Origin of the sequence: Kaistella sp. SH40-3 (genome assembly GCF_030686865.1) — a bacterium.
In the GTDB taxonomy this organism is placed as follows: domain Bacteria; phylum Bacteroidota; class Bacteroidia; order Flavobacteriales; family Weeksellaceae; genus Kaistella.
In genome coordinates, this window is sequence record NZ_JAQYUS010000027.1 from 1 (window position 1) to 1,249 (window position 1,249).

The window sequence follows — 1,249 nt, forward strand, 5'->3', positions numbered from 1 at the left end:
AGAAGTTCATACCCATACTTTGCGACACAGCTTTGCCACGCATTTATTGGAAGATGGAGTTTCTATCATTATGGTTCAGAAACTTTTGGGTCATGAAAGAATTGAATCGACGATGGAATATCTTCATGTCTGTCAGTTGTCAGATCAAAAACCCCACAGCCCTTTGGATACCGTTTTCGCTTTATGCAGTAAAAATGGAAACCCGAAGTAAAGGCGGAAGTGTTGCTGATGTTCTTCGCAAAATCAATTTATCGGCTCAGAATTTTACGGTTCATCAAGAAAAAACACTTCGCGCTTTGTCGTATTGCCGGACTGCTGCTTTGGGTGGTCATATCGATGCGTGTGATGGTTGTGGAAATCTTTCGATTAGTTACAACTCGTGTCGTAATCGGCATTGTCCGCAATGTCAAGGTCATAAAAAAGAAGAATGGATTCAAAAACGCGAGCAGGAATTATTGCCGTGCAGTTATTACCACGTGGTTTTTACGCTTCCTGAAGAGTTGAATGGTTTGGCGATCTCTCAACCGGCATTATTGTATAAAACCTTATTTGAAGGAGCTTGGGCAACATTAAATCAGTTCGGTAAAACAGAACAGATGCAACTCGGAATGATTGCGATTTTGCATACTTGGGGACAGAATCTGAGTCTTCATCCTCATTTACATTGTATTGTTCCAGGCGGTGGAATTGATCACAATGGAAAATGGAAAAAGAAAATGAGAACCGATAAATATCTCTTCTGTGTAAAAGCGATGAGCAAAGTTTTCCGCGCAAAGTTCGTGGCTTTATTAAGAGCTTCCGGAATTAAAGACCAGGATTTAATGGACAAACTCTTCACCAAAAACTGGGTCGTTTATGCCAAAAGACCTTTTGGCGGACCAAAACAAGTGATCGAATATTTGGGAAGATATACGCACAAAGTTGCCATTAGCAATCATCGCATCAAAGAAGTTACGGATCATGAAGTTCGTTTTGGGTACAAAGATTATCGCAAAGAAGGTCAGAAAAAGGAAATGACTTTATCGAATACTGAATTTGTGCGCAGATTTAGTCTTCATATTTTGCCTCGAAGGTTTGTAAGAATAAGGCATTACGGAATTTTAAGCAGCTCCTGGAAACGCGGGAAACTTCAGGATTTACAATCAGATTTAAAAATCCAGATTACAGAAGTAAAACCGAAAACTTTGCTTAAAAAATGTCGGTGTTGCAAGGAAGGAAATTTAATCACCATCGCACTTTTCGGACAACG

The 1,249-nt window shown here is 39.8% G+C and carries 2 protein-coding genes; both read left to right on the forward strand.

What is annotated here, in order from left to right:
• Positions 1-211, forward strand: a 211-nt coding sequence (locus tag PUH65_RS14860; protein ID WP_305552626.1) for a tyrosine-type recombinase/integrase, incomplete at its 5' end; no start/stop codon positions are given.
• Positions 195-1,249: IS91 family transposase (locus tag PUH65_RS14865; protein WP_305552628.1), on the forward strand; the 1,055-nt coding region annotated here is incomplete at its 3' end. The genes PUH65_RS14860 and PUH65_RS14865, both read left to right, overlap by 17 nt.